A 20,930-nucleotide genomic window follows, 5' to 3' on the forward strand; every position below is an offset into this window, starting at 1 on the left:
ATTATAAACCAGTTTTTTTTGTTGATTTATCCCCATAATTTTTTAAAACATTTGTAAGCATTTCCCTATGCGATTCACAACGAATCAAGTTAAGCAAGAGCAACCTATTTCTTTCTTTGGTAAAGAAAATTTTAGGTAAAATTTTTCTATTCTGAAAAGCTTTCACGATTCGAGATGTTGGTTGAATAAGGGTTAGATATTGATCTATATTGAAATCAACGAACTTTTGCCATTCGTTCATTAATAATTCCTCCGATTGGATTACATCGTTAATTTTATTTAATTCTTTTAAAAATCTCTTTTTTTCCTCAGCTTTTAATAAACGTACCCCTGGCTCTGTATCTCCTTGTTTATAAGGAATAATCTCATAATTAATACTATTGTCCTGTTCAATATTCAATTTTACTGCGTACCCATCATTCCAGCCACTTTTTTTCATCTCTGGCCAGTCAAAACTGAAGTTACCTAAACTATAAAAAATTAATCCATTATTATATTTTTCAAAGCCACTGTGACAATGCGGATGATGACCTACAACGGCATCGACGCCAAATTCAATAAGCAACCGATATCTTTTTACTATTTCGGGACTCGGATATTTATAAAACTCATGTCCTCCATGAGCTATTACTATAATAACATCTACTTTTCCTTTTAGATCTGTAATAGTTTTATATACAACCGAAATATCGAAAGGGTTTGCTCCATAGTCTCCAGTGGATACTACAGAAAATTCCTCTTCAGCAATATTAATCAAACCAATTTTTTTTTGGTTTTTAATCAAAATCAAGGGCTTACTAACCTCATTCTTGCTTAATCCCCCACCAACGGTTTTTATCCCATTTTTTTTACAAGTTTCTATAGTTGTTTTTAAACCATCAAAACCATAATCCAAAATGTGATTATTAGCTAAAGTTACAATATCGAATTTACCTTCCTTTAAAATATTTATGCTTTCAACAGGAGCTTTTAAATATGGTCCTGTTTTTTGTATTTTTTCAGCTTTCGAAACTAATGGGCACTCTAAGTTTGTAATATTTATATCGGATGAACAAAGATAATCTTGGAAATCATTGAAAATTCCTTGGGCTTTTTCTTTCTGTATTGATTCTAATACTCTGCCTTGGGGAGCAAAATCGCCAGTAATAAGAATTGAAGTTGAATTCATTTTTAATTTGAATTAAAGTTTACTAAAAATTTCGATAGAACAAGAAAAGCTCCAATTCGAATTTGCAAATTATTGAAGCAATCTAAAAGTCACCTCTTGATTTCATGATACCTTTTATTTAAGGGAATTATTTTGCGATTAAATTTGCATTTAATCTATTCCTAACAAAAATTTAGAGTTTCATGTCTTCTGCTGTATTAATATTTCTTACTAACAAGTCTTCATGAGTTAAAAGGGAGCCATCAATAATTTTTTCTAGGGTTTTTTGCCCATTCCTACCAATTTCTTCCAACATCTTTTCATCAGTTAAATAATCGCTGATTATCGCTCCTGCCCCATTTGCATTCTTTACAGGAATTTCTATACAATTTTCAAGATGTTTCATCCTACCCGAAATGCCCCCAACAAAGGTGGTGAATATTGGCAGCCCACTGGCCATGGCTTCATAAAGCACCCTGGGAAAACCTTCATCATGCGAGGTAAATACAAAGGCATGAGCTTTGTCATATAGCTCCTTTAATTGATTCTTATCTGAAATCAAACCGTGGACAATAATTTCTTCCTGAAGATTTGAATTTATTATTTTTTTATTTACTTCCACAAATAAATCTCCTCCCCCAACAATATTTAGGGTAAAGTCAATAGAATTTGCTTTTAGGTCTTCTGCTATTTCTATCAGTTCATAAATTCCTTTTCGCTCTTCTACCCTGCCTACAAAAAGAAGGTTCCATTTTTCAGGAAGGCTATAAGCACGGTTCCGTTTAAAATCTCTTAAATCTATATCTATCATGGGTTTTATAACCTCTACCCTTCGACAAAACTTATACATGTCCTGTGCAAAGGACGGCGAAATAGTCAGTATGAATTTTGTTCTTTTAAGAATATATCGATCTGTTTTATTTTGATTATAATATTGTCCACGAATATAAAGACCAAAAGGTTTATTCAGAATAACCGCCATCATCCCCACCATTCTACTTAAAGTTGCCGGATAAAATAAATAAATATAATCAACTCTTGAAATCAAATAGATAAGCTTGAAATAAGAAAGTGGATTTCTTTTGTTGCCGAAAACAGCATGGCTAATTTCATTACTATTTAAATCAAAATTTAAAATATTATTATTATTATCATATTTACTTTGGAAGTCTAAAAAGTGTATATCGAATTTTGTTTTTAGTCTTTTTAGAAACTTACCAGTATTTTTAGTTATGTAAGCGGTGTTATTCTCATTGGAGACTCCAATGGAACCATTGCCGACTATAAGTGTTTTCATTGTTTTAAATTAAAAGTTAATCTTCAAAAGTTTAGGAAATTTAAACTGCTAAATTAAAGTTCTGGAGATTGTTGTTTTGATCGTATTGCTTGGAATTTTGGGTAAAACTCGCCGCAAACTCCTTATCCGGTTTTTGTAAAATACCGGTATGATTATTAATATAAAAATTGGTATTCCTATGGAACCGTTACCGACAATAAGTGTTTTCATATGATCTCTTTTATCTCACAACAAGATTTAGCCTTAGATAAAAGGCATAAAAAATAAAGAAAAGGAATGGTATGGTTCTAGAGTGAGAGGCATAGAAATGGGTGAAAAGCCCTAACATGGGAATACTAATTAAACAGAATAAAAATAACATTTCGTAAAATTGGTAATAAACTTTGTTTTTAAAATGTAATATTTTTTTTGAAAAGATAAATAAACAAAAACAGTATATAATCGCTGCCAATTTACCTGAAGCCACCATAATATCTCCAATAAAAGTAGAAAAAACACCAACATATGTGCCAGTTTTGCCCAATATTGCAGAATTTAATTCTACTGTACTGTTTATCCCATTATCAATAAATAAATTATAAAACCAAGGAAAAATTCTTTGCAACGAAAATTGTCCATAATCTACATTGTCAAAAAAGTAACAAAAATAAATATACGATTGACCAGCGTAAGAAATAATAGAATCTTGACTCCCATTTTCTCCTTCACCAAATCGGGAAAATGTAACCATTAAAAAATAGGAACCTATAAGACCTAATATAATACCCGTAATTTTAAAAATCTTTCTATGTTGTCTTTTAGTCATATGTGACCAAAAAATAACCAGCATCAATCCATAAGAAATTAACCAATAAATTGATTTTGATCGGTCTACTCCCAAAATTCCAATTATAATAATGGACATAGATGATAATAAAATAATAGTGTTGAATAATTTAGATTTATTTAAAAAGCAAATACTATAAAAGTAGAAAAGCAGCATTATGATTGAGAAACCTCCAAAAGAATTCGCTAAAACCATTACAGAATGAAATGGCCCACCGGTCGCAACATCTTCAGAAATGGCCTCCCCACGGGATTTTGCAATTCTAAGTGCTCCCAAATCCCCTTTTAGAATTTGAACAATATTGCCAGCCGCTGAAACTACTATTAACAAAAAACAACCAAAATAAAAATAAACAATTTTATTAAATGATTTAGGTTTATTAAGTCCTATTGTTAAGATTCTTTCACCTCTAAAATTGTAAAAAGGCCAAATTGTCAATGTTAACAAAAAACAATATAATACAGTAGGAACAACACCTATTTCGTAATTTTTTAGAACATAAGGACGAAGACTACTAATCTCCATCAATAAGGCAAAAAAGCTCGTAAGCGAATAAATAGAAACAACATACGCACCAATGTTAAACCCTCGTCTTTTATAGATAAATATTAATAAGAGAGTAAAGTATATAAAAGGAAGCACTACCATATATGCGAATTTGCGACTTTAATTTGATTACTATAAATACAATTTGGAACTTTCCTGTTTATTATTTCGCGAGTGTTAATTCTAATAAATCCTTTAGAAAGTAAAATGAAATTTTAAACTGTAGTTCCTAATACCTCCAACTCCCTATTCTTTGCTATGGTAGTCCTAAATATGTTATAGTCTTTCCAAAAAACAAACCCATAGTATCCAATGAGCACAAAGGAAATTAGTATTTTAAACCATATGTTTGGCAATTGGTACATGGAATAGATGGCTAGAAAAAACGCTGGTAAGGCTAACATTATAAACTTTGGTATCTTAAAAGGGATATAGTATAATTTATTGGATACAAACCAGCTTAAAGCCACTAAAACCGTATTGGTAATCAACATAGAATAGACCACTCCATATAACCCAAAGGAGCGTATTAAGAAATATAATGTTGAAATATTAATAATTACTGATACAAAAAATGTATAAGATAAAAATTTTGTTTTTTCTAAAACTTTGGGTCCTATATCTACAATTTCTTTAATAATAAATAAAGAAAAATATAGTGACAAGCCGCCTACAAAATGGTGTGATTCATAAAATTCTTGAGAAGCCACTAAAACAACTAGCTCTTTCGAGAACAGAGATATTAAAGACACCAAGAGAAAAAGTGGTCCTGAAGCTAGCCCTAAGGTATGTGCGAAAGTGGTTTTATGGTCTGGCTTTTTTAACTGTTCAAACATAAAAGGAGCCCAGGCCATAATAAAGGCTGAATAAATTAACTGGATAGCCGAAGCCAATTTTAACGATAATGAATATACACCTATTGAAGCGACGGTTAAGAAGCTTACCATAAAGAATCGGTTTGCATAAGATAGGGATACACTTCCCACACGAGCCGGAATTTGAGGCATGGCATATTTCCACGCTTTCTTAAAAAGTGGAATTGACATTTTTAATGCCAGATAATCTCTTACAGCGAGAAATATAAGTATTGAGGATACAGCGAGACTTACCAATTGCGCATAAAAAACACCTTCTATGCCTATTTTTAACCAAACTACCAAAACCAATACCAAAGCAAGCATTAAAAGTACCTTAGCTAACATAAGAAAAACAAAACTCTTATTTTTTTTCTCATACCTTAAAAGAATAAAAGCCAACATAGAAAAATTGGTGAACGGTAATTGAAAGGAAGCTAGCTCTATTAATCCTGAATATTCTACCGTTTTAAAAATAAGTGATGAAATTTGTGCCGAAAAAAAGAAGAGAACAAGGGTTAAAAAGATTGAAAAAGATACTATTACAATAAAAATAGTCGAAATAAATATTTTCTTTAATTTTCCCTTTAATTCGTAGTAATAACGCTGCATGGCCGTTTCTAGCTGTAAAATTGCAAATATGGAAGCGATACCCAAAATTACTTGAATGAGATCTATTACTCCAAATTCTACCGTTGTAAAATACCGCGTATAAACCGGTAATAATAAAAAGGCCATCATCTTTTGAATAGAGGTCGCCAAACCAAAAGAAAAGAAAGATTTAATAAACTCCTTCATATAAATTAACCTTATTTATTGTAATTCTCGTTAAAACGTTCTATCCAATAATCAACATCGTATCTTCTTGTAATTGACGCATCAAGAGAGACATATGGGGAATTTAAAAATTCTTTTAGGTTATTTAAGTCATCAACTCCCAGGATAAATACGTTTGAGGGGTTATAAAAATCTTCTTGTTTTACTGTTTCATCATTAGTTACTAATTTCTTTTTAAAGAAAATAGACTCCATCGGTCTAAGTGTTAACCCATTTTGGCCTTCTTGTACATAATCTAAAATAGCTTTACTTTGTCCTACGAGCTTTAAATAATCAGGATAATTAATTGGCGGATAATCACCTCTGTAGTTTCGGCTATTCCAATTATCATCAACAATATAAAAGTGGGGCTTTAAACCGCGCTCTTCCATTTTATCGCCTATTTTATCTAAGGCCGCTTTTCTTCCTTTGTTTACACCTACAAAAAATAGGTCAAAAAGAATCTCAGATTCTGGAATTTCAATGGTGTCAAAGTAAAACGTGGTATTGTGCTCCATGGAATAGTTGAGGCAATCTTCACGATCAAAAGACCATTTTTCACATAATTTATCTGGAATTGTATTAGGATGCACACATTTTTCAACTGGATTCCAGTACCAGTAGATGATCCTAATGTTTGGATTAGTTTCATTAATAAATTTAACTGGAGAAGGATGCTGAGAAGCAAAAATTATAACAGTATCAATTTCTGTAAGATTTTTTCTCCAATCATCAAACCAATAATTCTTAAATACCCCAAGTTTTAGTGAAATTTTCCGTGCTACTTTTTGCAATGTATCAATATCCCTAAGTGTTTTGTAGGTTGGGTAACCTTTGCCTCTAAAAAACGGGGCAAAATATTGAAAAGAATCGTAAATAATAAGTGTTTTATTTTTCTTGCTTAGCATCTTTGAAGTTTAAACTTTCACTTGAATCAATTTGGATTTTTTCTATGCATTTTTTTAAACTGCTTTTCCAATAAGGAATATCAATATTATAATCTTCTTTTATTTTGCTCTTATCTAAAAGCGAATAAAAAGGTCTTTGTGCAGGGGTGGGATAAGCAGAAGTAGGAATAGGCTTTACCTTACATTCCTTTTCTCCTAAACTCATGATCTCCAAGGCAAAATCATACCATGAACAAACCCCTTCATTGGTAAAGTGATAAACCATTGCTTCTTTATTTGTGGGATCCAATAAGTTTTGAAGAATACAAGATGCTAAATCACGAGCATAAGTTGGTGCTCCAACTTGATCGCAGATTACATTTAACTCCATTTTGTCTTCCCCCAGACGCAACATAGTTTTAACAAAGTTATTTCCAAAAGAAGAATACACCCATGATGTGCGAACAATTACTGCTCCTTCCGGGTTTATTTCCAGTAAAGCTTTTTCACCCTCCAATTTTGTTTTACCATAAACATTTAATGGGTTTTTATCGTCTTCATCGGTGTACGGTTTAAAACCCTTCCCGTCAAACACATAATCTGTTGAAATATGTATTAATTGTACGTGCTTTGCTTTGGCTACCTCTGCAAGATATTTTACTGCAAAATGATTTATTTCATCGGCTAACTGCTTTTCAGACTCCGCTTTGTCTACTGCTGTATAAGCTGCACAGTTAATAATAATATGTATTTTATTAGCAATTATAAAACTTTCTATATCTTGTTTATTAGTAATATCAAGTTCATCTACATCGGTAAACGTGAAGTGATAGTTCGATAAACTCTCAGAAAGTTGCTTTATTTCAGAGCCTAGTTGTCCGTTTGCTCCTGTAACCAGTATGTTCTTAATCATATAGATTTTTATTTATATCGAATACTTCCGCTTGAGAAAACGGTGGTTGTTTTTTATCTTTTTCGGATAATAGCAAATCGTTTTCAGGCACCTGCCAATCTATATTCAGACTCTCATCATTATATAGAAAACCGGTATCATAATTAGGAGCATAATAGTTATCGCATTTATAGGCAAAAGTAGCCGTAGCAGAAAGCACTATAAAACCATGAGCAAAACCTCTAGGAACAAATAATTGGTTTCCATCTTTAGCATTGAGTTCTATCGCCACACTTTTGCCAAAATGGGGAGATCCTTTTCTCATATCTACAGCAACATCTAGAACGCGTCCTTCTATAACCCTCACTAATTTTGACTGGGTAAACGGAGGTTTTTGATAATGCATCCCCCTCAAAACACCATAAGATGACTTGGATTCATTGTCCTGACAAAAGTTAACTTTATAACCTAAAAATTCTTCCAATTTATCCTTCCGATAAGTTTCTGTAAAATAACCTCGATGATCTCCAAAAATTTGTGGTTTACAAATAACCACGTCCGGGATTTCAGTTCTTATAAATTCCATTCTATTATCTTTTATCAGCACGCTTTAACAAATATTGACCGTAACCATTTTTCTTTAATGGTTCGGCCAATTTCAATAATTGTTCCCTTGAAATATATCCTTTCTCAAAAGCAATTTCTTCAAGACAACTAACCTTCAATCCTTGTCTTTTTTCTATAGTGTGTATGAAATTTGAGGCTTCAAGCATAGACTCGTGCGTACCGGTATCTAACCAGGCATATCCGCGACCCATCAACTCTACTTTTAAATTTTCTTGTTTTAGATAAGCTTCGTTAACCGAAGTAATCTCTAATTCCCCACGGTTACTAGGTTTTACATTTTTTGCTACCTCAACCACATCGTTCGGATAAAAATAAAGCCCTACCACTGCGTAATTGCTTTTTGGGTCATCAGGTTTTTCCTCTATACTTATAACATTTCCTTTTTCATCAAACTCCGCAACACCATATCGATTAGGATCATTTACGTAATATCCAAAAACAGTTGCCTTGTTATTCTCCTCAACATTTTTTACCGATTGTTTTAACAAATTGCTAAACCCATGGCCATAAAAAATATTATCTCCTAAAACTAAACACACATCGTCATCCCCTATAAAATCCTCCCCTAAGATAAAAGCCTGTGCTAAGCCATCTGGACTAGGTTGTTCCTTATACTGAAAATTCATTCCTAGATCGTTTCCATCACCCAATAATTTCTCAAAGTTTGGCAAATCATTAGGCGTTGAAATAATAAGAACTTCTTTGATTCCCGCTAACATCAAAACCGATAAAGGGTAATAGATCATCGGTTTATCGTATATATTCAAAAGTTGCTTAGAGACTCCTTTTGTTATGGGATATAAACGTGTGCCAGATCCTCCGGCTAAAATAATTCCTTTCATTTTGAATATTGTTTTTTATAATAATCCTGGTAATCGCCAGAAATTACATGGCTTAACCATTTCTCATTTTCCAGGTACCAATCGATAGTTTTTGATAAACCTTCTTCAAAAGTTACAGAAGGTTTCCAACCGAGTTGTTCGTTAATTTTTGTAGCATCTATAGCATACCGCTTATCATGGCCTGGCCTGTCTTTAACGTAAGTTATTAATTTGGCAGAACTCCCCTTTTTCTTCCCTAACTTTTCATCCATCAACTCACATAGAAGTTGGATTAGTTCAATATTTTGCCATTCATTAAAACCGCCAATATTATAAGTTTCCTTTAATTTTCCTTCACGAAAGATTAAATCTATTGCGATGGCGTGATCTAAAACATATAACCAGTCTCTGGTATATTTGCCGTCACCATAAACTGGAAGTGCTTCTTCTGTAAGAATATTATTGATAAAAAGTGGAATTAATTTTTCCAGAAATTGATTTGGGCCATAATTATTAGAGCAGTTTGAAATAATATACGGCAATCCGTAAGTTTCTCCATAAGCTCGCACAAAATGATCGCTACTTGCCTTGGAGGCAGAATATGGGGAATTTGGATCGTAGGAAGTTGTTTCGGTAAACAAGCCTGTTTCACCCAAGGTTCCATAAACTTCATCGGTACTGATATGGTAGAATAATTTATCAGAGAAATCTTCTTTCCATATTTCCAATGCTGCATTCAACAAGTTCATAGTCCCCATCACATTGGTTCGAACAAAAGCGAGGGGATCTGTTATAGAACGATCTACATGCGATTCAGCTGCCAAGTGAATTACGGTATCAAACTTATGTTTTTGAAATAGCTCAAAAATTCTATCTTCATCTGTGATATCTTCTTTTAGAAAGCTATAATTTTTTCTATTTTCTACATCCTTTAAATTCTCCATATTCCCCGCATAGGTAAGAGAATCTAAATTGTAAATATGGCAATCAGGATAATTATTCGCAAATAATCTAACGACATGCGAACCTATAAACCCGGCTCCGCCGGTTATTAATATCTTCTTATTCATAATAAAATCTTTCTTATTTACAATTACAAATTCTCCCAATACCAATCTACAGCTTCACCAATTCCCGCCTCTATTTTAAACTGCGGGTCATAGCCTAATTTTTCTTTTGCTTTTTCTATAGAAGCCAACGAATGCGGGATATCGCCGGCGCGGTTGGGGCCGTGTTTAATTTCAACCTCGGCAATTTTGGCGTCGTATTTAGCCAGGTTCTTTTTGAGCAATTGGGTAAGTTCTACTATAGTAGTTCGATCGCCAACTGCCGTGTTATAGACCTGGTTTACGGCTTCCTTGTTTTCGGCAGTCAGCGCCAAAAGGTTCATCTGAATCACGTTATCGATATACGTAAAATCACGCGAGTAGGTACCGTCACCATTAATCACTGGGCTTTCATGGTTCATAAGTTGGATCACAAATTTTGGGATCACTGCGGCATAGGCCCCATTTGGATCTTGCTTGCGGCCAAATACATTAAAATAGCGCAAGCCAATAGTATTTAAGCCATACGCATTATTAAAAATGTCGGCGTAGAGCTCATTTACATATTTGGTAATGGCATAGGGCGACAAGGGTTTTCCTATTACGTGCTCTACCTTGGGCAGGTTTTCTGAATCGCCATAAGTAGAGGAGCTTGCGGCATAAACAAAGCGCTTCACTTCCGCATCGCGGGCAGCTACCAACATATTTAGAAAGCCATTAACATTCACCTCGTTACTGGTAATAGGATCATTTATAGAACGTGGCACCGAGCCTAAAGCGGCTTCGTGCAACACATAATCCTGGTCTTTACAAGCCTTGTGACAAGTGTCCAAATCGCGAATATCACCTTCAATTAAGGTAAAGTCGGCGTTGTCGATAATCGCATCTAGGTTGTGTTTATGTCCTGTAGCAAAATTATCGAGACAGGTAACTTTGGCATGTTGGTTTAAAAGTTCTTCACATAAGTTGGAACCTATGAAGCCTGCACCTCCTGTTACTAGGACTTTTTTGTTTTTTAGACTGGTATAATTCATTTGTTGTGTTTTGTGTTCTCGTTCTCGATACAATTCTAAAATTTCTTGGGAAATTTTAGAATCACTCGAACTGACGCTGTTGATGTTCTGTTCAGACGTCAGGTCGAGTGATCCCGATTTTTCATCGGGATTGTATCGAGACCTAGAATTTCTTTTTAGCCAAATTGGGTAAATCTTCGTAACGACCTTCTATTAAGGCCTCTTTTTTGGCTTTGCCCCATTTCTTAATTTGTTTCTCTTTCAAAAAAGCAATATTTATATCGGTGAATTCAGCATAAAAAACCAATTCCAGAGGCCTTCTTTTATAAGTGTAACTGTCTTTATAAAATCCAGAATGATGTTTTTCCAAACGCTTCTCAAGGTTAGAAGTCACACCTGTATAATAAGTATCATCAGAACATTTTAAAATATATACGAATGATAGTTTCAGGTTTCAGGTTTCTGGTGTTCTAGTTCTCGTTCTCGATACAAAACTTAAAACCTCAGAACTTTATGTTTCTAATCGAACTGATGATGATGTGGTTTTGTGAAACGCTAGTGGAGCAAATTTAACATGGCTTCGCCTTTTCAGTCCCAGAGACCAAATTAAAATCAGGTTGCTAAACAGAAGAAAACTAAGTTGTTCTTCCTATTTTATTTTTGGCCAAAGTCACTTTAAAACAACAACCCAATACAGGCAAGCTTAAGATGACTTTGGTTTTATCATTTTTAAGTACCACTGCTTTCCGGTGTTGCAGTTTTCCTTTTTCAATATATACTTCTTCTCCTACTGCAAATGTTTCGTACTCTATGTTAGCACTCTTGTTTGTACTAAAAAACTGTATCACCTCCTGCATTTCTTTTTCATAGATCACTGCTGGTTTAGACAGCCAAAACAGCCTGCGAACGACACCTGCGGTAGCTAAAACTGTTGAGGCTTGTTTCTCCTCACATCGAATAAAAATATAGGATTTGAAATAAGGGACTTCTACTTTTCTAATTCGATCTGACCACTTGCGTTTCTCTATTTTTATGGGACAAAAAACCATAAAACCCTGCTCGTTTAATCGAGCGGCTACTTTTTTTTCTGCTCTGCTCTTTACATACAATACAAACCAGCTCATGAATGCTTACTATTGCTTTAAATTGCAAAGTTACACAAAAAAATGCCTTTGCAACTTTTAACTTACAATAGTTGCCTTCTTTTCTTTTTTAAAATTCATTTAATTTTTTAGAATAAAGACGTATTGCCCATAGTTCCTCTTTGAATCCAGAGTAACATATTTGTCTAGAATATTTTGATATGCAAAAATCTTAAAAGAAAACGGTACTATTTTGAAAAGAATAAAGAGTCTCGTTTAATTTATTATTTCAACGTCGTCTTTCCCCTTTCCCAAATTTCTTTCAAATCGTATTCGATTGCTTCTTTGGTCTGTAATTTCTCAAAATTGAGTTTTAAAACTGCTTTCGGGATACGATGCCAACGAAAGCGTCCTACTCAAGATAAGATTTTAAATCAAGTTTCGAATAAACTGTACTTAAAGAAATGAAAGATCTTTTTATAATGAAAAAATTAGACCGACAACGGTTTCAGCTAGAACTTATGGAAAAAAAGTGGAAGCTGGAAGTTAGAAATGGAGTTAAAAATTTCTCTTGTTTTATAGGGTTCAAAACAGCTTGAAACGACAGAATGAAAATCAAATTGAGGATGAAGAGGGAAAGGTAGTATTTGTCAATCCTGCTTATTTATTAAGATGGCAAGCCCTTTTTGGAAATCATAGAAGAGGTTTTTTAAATCCTATATTTAATCTAAATTTGTCCAATTATAGTTGAGTGTTTTTAATTAATTTTCATAGTCAAATATAAAAATTAATTTCGGAAAACTGAATTCAAACGTTTTTATGAGATAACCTAAAATTCTTTCTCGATCTAGTCCAGCTAATATTAAGAGCTTCTATCACCAGTACTATTTTAATCAAATTTATACTTATAAGTGAAACTACTTAAAGCTAATTATTATTTCGAATAATCTTAGCAGGATTCCCTATTACGATCACATTATCTTTAAAATTCCTAGTTATCACCGCTCCAGCACCTACTACCACCCTTTTTCCTATGGCGATACATTGCAGACTATTTGAACCTATTCCCAATTCAGTTAGCTCATTTATCGTTGTGTTACCTCCTAAAGAAACATTGGGAGCGAGACTCACATAATCTTTTAATACACAATCGTGGCCTACAGCACAGTTCATATTCATAACCACAAAATTTTCTATGATTGAATTATAGTTTACAGAAGTGCCAGGGTAAATTATACACCCTTCTCCAATACGCACTAAATTAGATATCCAAGCATTTTTTGAAATAAAATTCGGAAAATTATAATAGCCTTTTAATTTCAAGTTTTTGATGATTTCCGATTTAATGAATGGAAAAGCGATCCCTACGGCAATTTGAACTGTTGAATCATAATTAGTAATTGAATTTAAGTCTCCCAGCACCGGAAATCCTACAAACTCATTTCCAATCTTTTCTTTATCATCATCTAAAAACCCTAATACTTCAAAGCGATCATTATAATTTTTTAAATTAACGGCCAAATGCCCCCCCACACTTCCGGCTCCTATAATTAAAAGTTTATTTTTATTTTTATTTTTCATCTTCACTATTCACTATTCACTATTCAGCTTTTTTTAATTCCTTCCATTAAAAGGCTGCATGGGTCTTGAATCGCTTTGATTTACCCCTTCTTTTTTGAAAACTTTTATAAAAGTTAAATAAACAATTTTCAAATCTAGTAGAAAATTGACATTGTTTACATACTCTATATCTAACTCAAACTTTTTCGTCCAAGAAATCGAGTTTCTGCCGTTAACTTGCGCCCAGCCTGTAATACCAGGTTTAACTTCGTGCCGCCTGCGTTGTTCTTTTGAGAATAAAGAAATATATTTAAATAATAGCGGCCTAGGCCCTACCAAACTCATATCTCCCTTTATCACATTAAAAAGCTGCGGTAATTCATCTAAAGATAATTTTCTTACTGTCTTTCCTAACTTGGTTAACCTGTCTACATCAGGCAACAAATTGCCCCTCGCATCCTTCTCGTTAGTCATGGTTTTAAATTTAATGATTTTAAATGCTTTTTCGTTTTTTCCAGGACGAGTTTGATAAAAAAAAGGTGTTCCTTTATTCTGAAAAGCTATAGCTACAGCTATAAAAATAAGCAAGGGACTTAAACACAAAACTCCTACTAAAGCTACTAAAAGGTCTATAATAGTTTTAAAAAAATGCTTATACATCCAATCTATTTTTCAAACCCTTATTAATGGGTAATTGCCAAACCAATTTACACCAATCATGATTTCCTTCTATCAAACCCGGTCCTTGATCTGTAAGTACTACATCCCAACCAATAGATCGATTTTGTGAATGTTTTAAAGAAGCCTTTTTTACCATTGCTAAAATCTCTTCCCAATAAGGAATTTGAAAACCTACTATAGGGGTTTTGGTAATGGGATGAATTACTTCTGAAGCTTTAGTAACATTAGAGTAAATACCAGGACCATTAATCTTTCCTGTCTTCTCATTAATAGGAGCGGCCAAATTTCCTGCTGCCAAATTATCTACCTCACAGTTTACCGAAATACGCATACGGCAACCCAAAACTTCATAATCTCCGTTTTTACGTATTTGAGTAAAAATTCTTATAGTATTGACTGCAGATGGAGATAGTTCTTGAATTGCAGAATGCTGTTTTATATAGGTTTCTAAAATATCGAATTTTTCTTGCTCCATCATTTCTATGAGGCGTTGATGAGTTAAATCTATTGTACTACATATTTTAACTCCTACACCACATTTTCCACTGGCTTCTTTTAAAACTACTTTGTTCTCTTCAACCAGGAGCGAATCGATAAGTTCTGGCCTCTTTTTCAACTCTTCTAAAGTGTACATTTTATGAACAAAAAACTCCTTATACTTTATATAAAACAAGCGTTTATCATCTAAAATATTACGTTCTTTTATGGGATTAGCGATTTTTTGAAACTCATACATGGTACCCGTTCCTGCCCACTTATTTTTTTCTTCTTTAGTTTTATTATAAAAACCAAATTGAAAATACTCAAGAATAGAAATATTATATTGATATACAGATTGAATACTTTCTTTCATCAAAAAAGCTTTAGATTTCCCTGTATCTTTTGAAGCGTAGGCGAGGAATTCTTTTAATAAAGACCATTTCATCTTTTTTAAATAATATCCTAAATATGCGGTTCTTTTTAACATCATCGAACTAATTTGTTTTTCAGCAAAAAATTATACTCCTTTAGAAGTGCATCCCATATAATCGATTGTTTAAATTTTTTTTCTATGTTATTTCTTATCTCAATCCCAAACCTAATTCTGGTTTCTGAGTTTTCATAGAGAAATCTCATTTTTTCACACAAAGATTCTTCATCTTTTGAAGGTATTAAAAATCCTGTTTTATTATTTTCAATAATCTCATTGCATCCATTTATATTTGTTGCAATCAGCGGTAAACTCATTGCTCCTGCTTGTAGTAATGCATTGGGGAATCCTTCACGATAAGATGGAAAAACAAAAACATCTGCCAATCTTAAAAAGCCTCTTACATTATCCGTTCTTCCTGGATATATAATAGCTTCGGTATTTTTTATAACACTCAGAGTATCTTCAGGTAAAGAACTATTTTCTTGCTCTAAAGGTCCCACCAAAAGAAGTTTTAGATTCGAATCTTTTTTACTCAGCCTATTAAAAGCCGAAACAAGCTCTATTAATCCTTTATCTTTGGCTAATCTACCCAAGAATACAAACACAAAATCAGACGTTCTAATACCCAATTGTTGCTTTAATATACGAGTTTCTTCTTCGGCTCCAGCATAATCATTTTTGAAAAAATTAGTATCCACTCCATTAGAGCTTCCATTTCCCAAAACCTTGATTTTCTTCTCGTTTGTAAATTTACTTTGTACTATAAAGTCTTTTAGACCAAAAGAATTTGGAAAAATTCTATGTGCATATCTATAGGTTAGTTTCTCTGTATTTTCTAAAATTTTTAATTTTGTCCCTTTTACTCCCATTAATGGCATACCTCCTACGGTATGTAGCCTTACTGGAACCTTTGTTATTTTTGCAGCAATCATCCCCAAAAGCCCCGCTTTGGGTGTATGTGTATGAACAATATCTGGTTTTTCTTTTTTAAATAACCAAATTAGCTTCAGTAAAGAAATGATATCCTGAAATGGACTAATCGTTCTTCTAAAAGGAACGGCAATCATCTTTATGCCTTCTCGTTCTTTTATTTCCGTAAAGTCTTTTTCAACATATTGAGATACTCCTACCAAATCATAATAATTATTGATATAGGCCATTTGCCCTTCCAAGATCTTGTTCATAGATATAGGCACCGTTGTAATTCGTATAATTTTCTTTTTTTTCAATTGATCAGATTAATGATTTGTTTTGCAGCTTCTTGAAAACCAAAACAATTCCAATGCGCTACATCATTTTTAGAATTTCTCCATTTCAAATTATTTTTTGCATTGAATTTGTAATGCTGCAAGTTAAACTGATCAAATACATCAACAATTTCTTCACGCGTTTCAGGATGTAGGAAAAATAAAATATTCTTTGTATCGTAACTTGATGCTACATATTCTAATAATTTTTGGGCATCTTCTCTAACTTTATCCTCTTTGATACTTTTAGTTTGATTGCCTTTTCTGAAGGGAAGCTTCAAAATATCAATATCTAAAGCAGAACGAAAAAAATAAAGGGTTTTTATACTATATAAAAACTTTTTTAATGCTGGATTTTTTAATTCACCATCTATAATCTTTCTTTCTTTTAAATTAACTTGTGTTACATCTTGTCTGCGCCCTCTTTGCAGTAAACTTTCAGAAAAATCGGATTCTTTTACAAAAACAAATTGCAATTCAGGATTATACTTGGAATATAAGTATTTAGAAATTTCAAGATATTCTATAAAGGTTGCTCCAGATCTTCCTACTTCTAAAAAATTATATCTCATTTCTTCGTTATTCAGTATCGTTCCCAAATTACATTCATTAGGATTCATGAAGTTCTCTATGTGAGAATCTCCAATCAAAGTAATTAAATGATTCATACTTTGTGGTAACTTACCCGGCCAGCCTTCCGCATTTATTTGCCACGTATGTGCTCCTTTAGACCAATAACCTGTTTGGTTTGATTTATAAGCCTGAATACCTTGATCATTAATGGTACGTTGAGGAATATCAATCGTAAGATGGTTCATTCTAATATAAATTTCAACACTTACTAAAGCAATTATTAAAAAAATAAATAGTCTTAGAATAAAATTTTTCATAAGGTTTAAAATTGAAAATATATAAACTCTTGTTCTTCTCCCGCAAAAAATAGAATACTAAGAACTAAAAATGTGTAGAGCACCCATCTTCCAGATGTAAATGGTATGATCTTTTCAAGTTTACTAATCCCAAAGTTTCTTTCTCTATTTATCCATTCAATAAAAAACAAAAATAGGATAAACAAAGTCAACTGAATTGGAATATCAATAGTAACATTACTAAAATCTCCTGTAAACATATTGGTCAAATAACTAATCGCACTACTCATATCCTTAGCTCTAAAGAATACCCAAGCCAAAACAGTAAAACCAAAGGTTATTAAAATAGATGTGAATTCATTAAGACTAGGAAGAATTTTGCCTTGCGCAATAGAATCCAAATTCTTACGGTTATTGTTGGTTAATAATAGTGGTAAGAAATATATGGCGTTTAACGCACCCCAGACAATAAAAGTCCAATTCGCCCCGTGCCAAAAGCCACTGACAATGAATATAATAAAGGTGTTTCTTATTTTTATCCAAATTCCACCTCGACTTCCTCCTAAAGGAATATAGAGGTAATCTCGAAACCAAGTGGATAACGAAATATGCCATCGACGCCAAAACTCTGCGATATCTCTTGAAAAATAGGGATATGCGAAATTTCGCATTAATTTAAAGCCAAAAAGTTTTGAGGTTCCAATAGCTATATCAGAATAGCCAGAAAAATCGCAATAGATTTGAAAAGTAAACATTAATGCGCCTACGAATAATGTTACTCCTGAATATTCTGCTGAATTATTAAAAATAATATTTGCATATTCGGCGCAATTATCTGCAATAACTACTTTCTTAAAGAGTCCCCACAAAATTTGTCTTAAGCCTTCTCTTGCCGCCAAGGAGTTAAAAACTCGCTTTTTATAAAATTGCGGCAGTAAATTGGTAGCTCGTTCAATGGGACCAGCAACCAATTGCGGAAAGAACGAAACAAAAGCAGCAAATTCTATAAATCTTTTGCATGGCGCTAATCGATTCTTATACACATCTATCGTGTAACTCAAGGTTTGAAAAGTGTAAAAGCTTATTCCTACTGGTAAAATAATATTTAGAGAATTTGAATTAATAGGATAACCTAAGAATGTAAAAGCATCGACAAAGTTTTCAAGAAAAAAATTGTAGTATTTAAAAAATCCTAGAAACCCGAGATTAACAAGAATACTAATCCACAGTAAGACCTTTCTTTTAGATTGAACGCTAGTTTTTGAAAGACTAATACCAATGGTATAATCTACCAACGTACTAAAAACTATCAAGGTTAAAAACCTATAATCCCACCACCCATAAAATATATAACTAGCGAAAAGTAATAAGATGTTTTGTGATTTCGTTTTTCCTTTTAGAAAAAACCAATATATGGCAAAGACTATGGGTAGAAATATCGCAAAATCTAATGAATTGAATATCATTTAATAGGAGTTTTTAAGTATTGAAACTTTTTAGAATTCATTTTTCAGCAATGAAATATATTCACATTCTTGAAAAAATGATTTTCTTTAATCTTTCAATACTCAGCAAGAACAATCTCAATATAACTAACATTAGAAATAGTGTAGTTTTATTTTGAAAGTAAATCGGCAAAATACACCTTCAAATTCTTCTGCTAAAAGATCATTTAAGTTTTCATTAGTTTTTTAATTCTTTCTCTAGGTACTTTTTCGCCTAATCTTACCAAATTTAATAACAGAGTAGGAGATTTTAGTTTTAACAAAAGCAAAACGAATTTAGTCTTTTTGGGAACATTTTTCATACGATTCAATAAAAATAAATTCTCTGAAAATTTACTATCATTAAATAATTTTTTCAATAGGTCTCTTTTTTCTATAGGACTCAAATTGTTATTTCTATAAATATTTAAGGGTATAACGAAAGCAAACCATGAGATAAACATATTTAGTAAATAGATGCTATTTTCTTTATTAGGATTTTCTCTAAGAAGCTCTTTTAATTTTTCATATAAATCTATGTGATTATTAATTAAACTACCATCAAATTTACTATTACTATAATGAGAAGAGTGGTAATATAAAACATCTGAAATAACAACAATGTTGTTAGCACGTTTTATATAATCCAACAAAAAAAACATATCCTCGGTTCTTTTTTTTTGAGGAAATTTTATAGTGTTATCTTGTAATAATTCCCTTCTAAAAACCTTATTCCAGACTGACAATCTCGCTTCCATCGCCATTAAACGATGAAAATCATTTAAAATGCTTACTTTATTATTTTGCTGATAATCCAAAAGTTTAGAAGTATAGCTTCCTGTCTTCTCCCCATTTTTAATAATTTTTTTTGTATATCCAAAAACCAATAAGTCCAATTGTTTTTCCTTCTCGGTTTTGAGATATTTAAAAAAGACCTTAATTAAATCATCACTAAACGAATCATCTGCATCCAGAAAATAAATATAGGTACCAGAAGCATTTGAAATACCGTAATTTCTTGCGCTACCAGGCCCCGCATTTTCTGTTGTGAAAAATTTATAATTGTTGAATTTTTCTAAGTAAGAATGTAATTTTTCAATCGTTTTATCTGTAGAGCCATCGTTCACAACAACTATTTCCAATCTAGGATGATCTTGCTTTTTTAAAAGCTGTAGAAGATGTTCAATTTTATCTTCCTCATTATATACAGGAATAACAATTGATATTAATGGCGTATGTTTCATAAATCCATGTTTAAAAAACTTAAAATTTTATCTGCGATAATATTTCTATTTAAATGTTTTCTAATTTCCTTGGCATTATTACTCAAAATTTGTCTCTTTTCAGGCTGCAAAATTAGCAAATCAATTGCTTCTGCTAAAGCTTTAACATTTCTATCTTCAACAATGATTCCATTTTCTCCAGAATTAATCATATCCCGCGGACCTGCGATAAAATCAAACGCAATACAAAGGCAGCCGGCCGCCATCGCCTCTGCTAAAGCATTTGGAAAACCTTCACTTCGCGAGGGGATAACAAATATACTGGCATAAGCATATATTTTATCTATATCTTTTACTTTTCCCAAAAATTTAATTCTATGTATAACTCCCAGTTTAGATGCCAAGGTTTTTACTTCTTGACCGTTCTCGTCACCTCCTGCTATATGCAATTCCCAATTTTTATCTTTTAACAGCGCAAAGCTTTCAATTAATAAATCAAATCCTTTTAGGTAATCTCCCAGTCGTCCTACAGCGAGAATAACCTTCTTTCTCTCAATTTCTGGATAAATACTAACTTCGCGTAATATGTTAGGAATTACTTGAACTTGTGATTTCTTAAAATATTTCTTTTGATATTGAGCAGCTATAGAAGTTTGAGCTATAATCCCTTTGGGCGGTCTCAACTTAAATGCTGTACTATTTATCAAATTCATGGGCTGTCTCCAAACAAATAAAGGACTAGATCTTTCTGATATATACAAAGGTGTTTTATTGCCAATCATCGCTAGAGCCGTTATTGCTCCATAAAACTTACTAAATACCAAAACCCTACAAGGCTTATGATCACTAAGCAATCTCTTGATCCACCGTATGCTTTTAAGCAATGACAACTTATTACTATTAAAACCAACAGGCTCTTCTAATTGAATTCCATTATCTAATTTAAAAAAATGTGTTTTTTTAAACAAGGATATAAATATAACCTCTACTCCCTTTTCATTAAAAGCTTGGGCTGTGTTCACAGAAGCCCGCTCCATACCTCCCATTGCCAAACAAGGAGCTACAATTAATATTTTGTTTTTTGAGTCCAATTTGGTTT

20 protein-coding genes are annotated in these 20,930 nt (G+C 32.5%); all 20 read right to left on the bottom strand.

The features are described 5' to 3' along the window. Window position 1: 1 nt before the first annotated feature. Window positions 2-1,168: a CapA family protein gene (locus RLT85_RS05300; protein ID WP_311400997.1), complete on the bottom strand. Its 1,167-nt coding sequence runs from the start codon at window positions 1,166-1,168 to the stop codon at window positions 2-4. A 172-nt stretch (window positions 1,169-1,340) separates the two neighbouring features. Beyond that, a complete protein-coding gene (locus tag RLT85_RS05305) occupies window positions 1,341-2,444 on the bottom strand; it encodes a glycosyltransferase family 4 protein (RefSeq protein ID WP_311400998.1) in 1,104 nt (367 codons plus the stop codon). Between the two features lie 220 nt (window positions 2,445-2,664). Next, window positions 2,665-3,918, bottom strand: coding sequence for an oligosaccharide repeat unit polymerase (locus RLT85_RS05310; protein WP_311400999.1), 1,254 nt, complete (start codon window positions 3,916-3,918; stop codon window positions 2,665-2,667). Between the two features lie 113 nt (window positions 3,919-4,031). Next, window positions 4,032-5,468 carry a lipopolysaccharide biosynthesis protein gene (locus RLT85_RS05315; protein ID WP_311401000.1) on the bottom strand — a complete coding sequence of 479 codons (1,437 nt, stop codon included), beginning with the start codon at window positions 5,466-5,468 and terminating at the stop codon, window positions 4,032-4,034. A gap of 11 nt (window positions 5,469-5,479) precedes the next feature. Beyond that, window positions 5,480-6,394, bottom strand: coding sequence for a WaaS/CpsH family glycosyltransferase (locus RLT85_RS05320; RefSeq protein ID WP_311401001.1), 915 nt, complete (start codon window positions 6,392-6,394; stop codon window positions 5,480-5,482). Then, window positions 6,375-7,286 carry a dTDP-4-dehydrorhamnose reductase gene (rfbD, locus tag RLT85_RS05325; protein ID WP_311401002.1) on the bottom strand — a complete coding sequence of 304 codons (912 nt, stop codon included), beginning with the start codon at window positions 7,284-7,286 and terminating at the stop codon, window positions 6,375-6,377. The genes RLT85_RS05320 and rfbD overlap by 20 nt, the downstream gene beginning before the upstream one ends. Continuing rightward, window positions 7,279-7,851: a dTDP-4-dehydrorhamnose 3,5-epimerase gene (gene rfbC / locus RLT85_RS05330; RefSeq protein WP_311401003.1), complete on the bottom strand. Its 573-nt coding sequence runs from the start codon at window positions 7,849-7,851 to the stop codon at window positions 7,279-7,281. The genes rfbD and rfbC overlap by 8 nt, the downstream gene beginning before the upstream one ends. A gap of 4 nt (window positions 7,852-7,855) precedes the next feature. Further along, a complete protein-coding gene (rfbA, locus tag RLT85_RS05335) occupies window positions 7,856-8,734 on the bottom strand; it encodes a glucose-1-phosphate thymidylyltransferase RfbA (protein WP_311401004.1) in 879 nt (292 codons plus the stop codon). Then, window positions 8,731-9,783: a dTDP-glucose 4,6-dehydratase gene (gene rfbB / locus RLT85_RS05340; protein WP_311401005.1), complete on the bottom strand. Its 1,053-nt coding sequence runs from the start codon at window positions 9,781-9,783 to the stop codon at window positions 8,731-8,733. Before rfbB ends, rfbA begins: the two co-directional genes overlap by 4 nt. Before the next feature lie 23 nt (window positions 9,784-9,806). Then, window positions 9,807-10,793, bottom strand: a complete 987-nt coding sequence (locus tag RLT85_RS05345; protein WP_311401152.1) for an SDR family oxidoreductase — start codon at window positions 10,791-10,793, stop codon at window positions 9,807-9,809. A 142-nt stretch (window positions 10,794-10,935) separates the two neighbouring features. Beyond that, window positions 10,936-11,223, bottom strand: coding sequence for a GIY-YIG nuclease family protein (locus tag RLT85_RS05350; RefSeq protein WP_311401153.1), 288 nt, complete (start codon window positions 11,221-11,223; stop codon window positions 10,936-10,938). A 184-nt stretch (window positions 11,224-11,407) separates the two neighbouring features. Then, complete coding sequence (locus RLT85_RS05355) at window positions 11,408-11,896, bottom strand: UpxY family transcription antiterminator (RefSeq protein ID WP_311401006.1); 489 nt, start codon at window positions 11,894-11,896, stop codon at window positions 11,408-11,410. Between the two features lie 885 nt (window positions 11,897-12,781). Beyond that, entirely contained in the window at window positions 12,782-13,435 is a 654-nt protein-coding gene (locus RLT85_RS05360; protein ID WP_311401007.1) for an acetyltransferase, read from the bottom strand. A gap of 33 nt (window positions 13,436-13,468) precedes the next feature. After that, window positions 13,469-14,074, bottom strand: a complete 606-nt coding sequence (locus RLT85_RS05365; RefSeq protein ID WP_311401008.1) for a sugar transferase — start codon at window positions 14,072-14,074, stop codon at window positions 13,469-13,471. Beyond that, window positions 14,067-15,065 (bottom strand): sugar-transfer associated ATP-grasp domain-containing protein, encoded by a 999-nt coding sequence (locus RLT85_RS05370; protein ID WP_311401009.1) that lies wholly within the window; start codon window positions 15,063-15,065, stop codon window positions 14,067-14,069. Before RLT85_RS05370 ends, RLT85_RS05365 begins: the two co-directional genes overlap by 8 nt. Continuing rightward, on the bottom strand, window positions 15,062-16,237 hold the full coding sequence (locus tag RLT85_RS05375) for a glycosyltransferase family 4 protein (protein ID WP_311401010.1): 1,176 nt from the start codon (window positions 16,235-16,237) through the stop codon (window positions 15,062-15,064). Before RLT85_RS05375 ends, RLT85_RS05370 begins: the two co-directional genes overlap by 4 nt. Beyond that, window positions 16,234-17,145, bottom strand: a complete 912-nt coding sequence (locus RLT85_RS05380; RefSeq protein WP_311401011.1) for a hypothetical protein — start codon at window positions 17,143-17,145, stop codon at window positions 16,234-16,236. Before RLT85_RS05380 ends, RLT85_RS05375 begins: the two co-directional genes overlap by 4 nt. Window positions 17,146-17,150: 5 nt before the next feature. Beyond that, the gene (locus tag RLT85_RS05385) at window positions 17,151-18,590 is read right to left on the bottom strand and encodes an MBOAT family O-acyltransferase (RefSeq protein ID WP_311401012.1); all 1,440 of its coding nucleotides are present in this window, start codon (window positions 18,588-18,590) and stop codon (window positions 17,151-17,153) included. A 206-nt stretch (window positions 18,591-18,796) separates the two neighbouring features. Beyond that, window positions 18,797-19,852 (bottom strand): glycosyltransferase family 2 protein, encoded by a 1,056-nt coding sequence (locus tag RLT85_RS05390; protein WP_311401013.1) that lies wholly within the window; start codon window positions 19,850-19,852, stop codon window positions 18,797-18,799. Further along, window positions 19,849-20,922, bottom strand: coding sequence for a glycosyltransferase (locus tag RLT85_RS05395; RefSeq protein ID WP_311401014.1), 1,074 nt, complete (start codon window positions 20,920-20,922; stop codon window positions 19,849-19,851). The genes RLT85_RS05390 and RLT85_RS05395 overlap by 4 nt, the downstream gene beginning before the upstream one ends. Window positions 20,923-20,930: the final 8 nt, after the last annotated feature.

The sequence above is a fragment of the Mesonia ostreae genome (genome assembly GCF_031845265.1).
Classification (GTDB): domain Bacteria; phylum Bacteroidota; class Bacteroidia; order Flavobacteriales; family Flavobacteriaceae; genus Mesonia; species Mesonia ostreae.